Below are 3464 nucleotides of genomic sequence, written 5' to 3'. Positions count from 1 at the left end.
CTCTGCTGCCGATGTAGAAGAAGCATTAGAAGTAATTTTGGCAAACGTTTGTCAGACTATCGGTTGGGATTTTGGGGAAGCTTGGATGCCTAATGCAGAAGCAACTACACTTGAATGTCGTCGCTGTTGGGATGTTAGCCATGTCCATTTCGATAAATTTCAACACCAAAGCGAGACGTTTTGCTTTGGTCCCGGTGAGGGTTTGCTGGGAAGGGTTTGGCAAACTCAAAAGTGGGAATGGATTGCCAATATCTCGTGCGAGAACCATCAGGTTTTTCATCGTGCGGCAATCGCCTCAGCAACAGGAATTAAAGGTGCCTTAGCAATTCCTATTGTATTCGAGTCAGAAGTACTAGCAGTTTTGGTGTTTCTGCAAAAACAGGAAATAAAACCTGACGATCGATCTCTCTCTCTTGTCAAGGCAGTTGCCAGCCAATTGGGGTCGATGATTCAGCGCAAAAAAGCAGAAGCTGCGCTTGTACAAGCGAATTTGGAATTAGAACGCCTTGCCAACTTAGACGGCTTAACCCAACTTGCGAATCGGCGTCGTTTTGATGAATATTTATTTCAAGAATGGCAGCGGGGCGCACGGGAAAAACAGCCTTTATCTTTAATATTATTAGATGTCGATTATTTCAAATTTTATAACGATCGCTACGGACATCAATCTGGCGATGATTGCCTGCGACAGATCGCACTAGCGGCAAGGCTTGCAGCCAAGCGTCCGGCGGATTTGGTCGCTCGTTACGGAGGCGAAGAGTTTGCCGCTATTTTGCCCAATACGGAGGCTCATGGAGCTTTGAAAGTGGCTCAGGCTATGCGCGATCGAGTTCATCAACTGCAATTGCCCCACCCTTGCTCCCAAGTAAACAACTGCGTTACGGTCAGTTTGGGAGTTGCTAGTGCAATTCCCACTCCAGATGATGTGCCAACAACACTAATTACCAATGCGGACAAGGCACTTTACGAAGCAAAAAACCAAGGACGCGATCGCATAGTTTTGAAGTTAGGACTAGGGCGTCGGGACTAGGGCGTCGGGACTAGGGACTGGGGAAAAGGGAAAAGGGAAAAGGGAAAAGGGAAAAGGGAAGAGGGAAAACATTTATTCCCCCGCTCCCCCGCTCCCCCACTCCCCCACTCCCCGACTCTCTTCAATTACCTTGTTCGGTGTTATCTGTATTGGAGTTCCCATCGGGTGATTCTTCCGTTTCCGCGCTATCGGTGTCGGAGTTACTATCGGGTGACTCTTGGACTTCCGCCGGTGGAGATGCAGATGCGAGCTGATTGATTTGGTCTTTATATTGAGCTGGAGCTAAAGACGCCGCAGAAGAAAACAGAGGTTGAGCTTCCTCATTTTTGCCTTGTTTTTGGAGTACGATCGCCTTAGCTAACACCGGACGAAAATCTTCCTTATCAGCTTTGATAGCTCGATCGAAAGCGGCGATCGCTTCTGGGTAACTTTCCTGTTCCGCGTAAACTCGTCCCAGCATCAACCGCACCGAAACTTCATCTATAGTTTCCGGCTTAATTTGATTCAGCTTGGGTGCATTATCCAGCGTATCTTGCAACAATCCGATCGCCGCTTGCGGACGTTGTTGATCCAGCAACAAGTTTACCAGTCCATCCAAAGCCTTGAGATCTCCTGGTTTAGACTCCAAAATCGTGCGATAAATCGTTGCAGATCCTTCAATATCGCCAACTTGCTGCTTAGTTTGAGCTAGCAGCACCGTGTATTCAGTTTGCTGCGGACTGAGTTTAGCGAGTTTTTCTAGAGGTTCGATCGTATCCTTTATACTACCCACACCTAAGCGAACCAGTTCCAGCTTCGTGTCGATCAGTCCTTTGAGTGCAGTTCGATCGTCTGGTTTGCGCTGCAAAACCTGTTCGTAACCTTTAACCTGGATTTCCAGTTCTGCTTGAAGAGCTTGAGTGGACTCCACCGCAGGTGTCACCGCCGTTGGGTCAGAGGATTGCTCTTGCACAAAAGCTTGACTCAAAAAAGAAGACCTGCCAAGCAAAAATCCGCCTACGGTAATGAATACCAGAAGTAACCCCGCACCTATTAACCAGCGGTTGTTATTTTTGCTTTGGGCTACGCGATCGCGCTTTTGGGACACATGAGTGCTTTGAACTCTAACTAAAGACATTATCAAGGCTGGGAAACTATTGCCAGCAAAGCTAATTTTTTGCTGGAGTTGATTCTGAAGATGGGGTTGCTGCTGGGTTAACAGAGCGATCTGTAGATGGAGTAGATGGAGAAGTAGTCGAATCAGCCTTGGGCGCTGGCGTTTGAGTTTTGATTTGTGCGATTTGGGCCTTAACTCGCTCTTTTAACTCAGGTGGTGCCAAATCCGCAGCACTAGCGAATAGGGGCTGGGCTTGTTCGGTTTTGCCTTGCTGTTGCAGCACAATTGCCTTGGCAAACACCGGTCGAAAATCTTCTTTGTTGCTGTCGATCGCCTTATCCAAGACTGCGATCGCCTCGTCGTAACGTTTCTGCTGAGTGTAAAAGCTGGCCAAGTCTATCTGCACCCCAACGTCTTTAGGATTGAGCGAAGCCAGTTTTTCCATCGGTGCGATCGCATCCTTGATATCGCCCAGTCCCAGCCCAGCCATTTGTTGACGGGTAGCGATCAATTCTTTGAGCGCCGTTTGATTATCTGGTTCTCGCTGCAAAACCAGCTCGAAACCCTTAGCTCTAGCTTGTAGTTCCTCCTTTATCGCCGTCGCTTGCACCTGAGCGGATGTCGCCGTTACCCCAGTAGGCTGCCCCCCCTGAAAAGCCTGTAGGAGGGGAACGATCGACGTCCCTACAAAAGGAATGATTCCGAAGACCATCATCCCTACAATCAACCAGCGACGGACTTTATCTGACACACAACTTTTTTGAACTCTAATCTCATTATCAACGATATAGAAAAAGACGATATAGTTAGCGCGATCTGAGATTGAGATATTTCGCTGCGGTCATGGTTGGCAGTTCATTGTTAATTGCAATGAACCGCAATCCCTCGGCCAGAAGGCCAAAATGTGACAGTCTCAAAGAAACTTTGCGGATTGCACCGAAAATTAATTGCATTCAGTAAAATAGGCACGCCGATCTAATCATCGGTCCGCGATCGCCAACGGCAGTACACCTGCGGCGACAGTCATTGTCGGCGAAGTTCCCGCGCTGTGAACTCCGGAGGAACGCGAGAGCGAATAGAGTAGTAGATACTAGGTTTTGGCTTCTGGCTAGTACAAGGGATTTGCAAAGATTCTCGGTTATCGACCGGGCATTTTGTACCCAAGTCCAGTTTGTGCTTATCTCTCACGAGGAGCCAGAGGAAGTGTGTCTCCGCTGCAAGGAGTTCTTATGAGTCCCTCTCCGAATCAGTTCCCCCAGTCTTCTAGCGGTTCCGAACAAGCTAAGGCCGAATTACCGGTCGTTCGTAAGCCGAATCCACCCAAGCCCCCTGTCACCC

At 48.6% G+C, this 3464-nt stretch carries 3 protein-coding genes; 1 reads left to right on the top strand and 2 read right to left on the bottom strand.

Going from position 1 to position 3464, the window contains the following annotated elements:
- The coding region (locus H6S82_RS33705; RefSeq protein WP_191056866.1) for a diguanylate cyclase at positions 1 to 1030 on the top strand (1030 nt) is incomplete at its 5' end.
- Between the two features lie 121 nt (positions 1031 to 1151).
- Here the strand turns inward: H6S82_RS33705 and H6S82_RS24690 are convergent.
- Both H6S82_RS24690 and H6S82_RS24685 read right to left on the bottom strand, forming a co-directional pair.
- Positions 1152 to 2147 (bottom strand): tetratricopeptide repeat protein, encoded by a 996-nt coding sequence (locus tag H6S82_RS24690; RefSeq protein ID WP_190465243.1) that lies wholly within the window; start codon positions 2145 to 2147, stop codon positions 1152 to 1154.
- Positions 2148 to 2178: 31 nt separating this feature from the next.
- Positions 2179 to 2877, bottom strand: coding sequence for a tetratricopeptide repeat protein (locus H6S82_RS24685; protein ID WP_322111915.1), 699 nt, complete (start codon positions 2875 to 2877; stop codon positions 2179 to 2181).
- Between the last annotated feature and the right edge of the window lie 587 nt (positions 2878 to 3464).

Source organism: Planktothrix sp. FACHB-1355 (assembly GCF_014748295.1).
Classification (GTDB): Bacteria; Cyanobacteriota; Cyanobacteriia; order Cyanobacteriales; family Aerosakkonemataceae; genus Aerosakkonema; species Aerosakkonema funiforme_A.
The sequence above is the reverse complement of the archived record's forward strand: the minus strand, read 5'-3'. Positions and strand labels throughout refer to the sequence as shown.

Coding starts and splice junctions, on each gene's coding strand:
- H6S82_RS24690 (WP_190465243.1), bottom strand. CDS start 2,147: ATGTCTTTAGTTAGAGTTCAAAGCACTCATGTGTCCCAAAAGCGCGAT.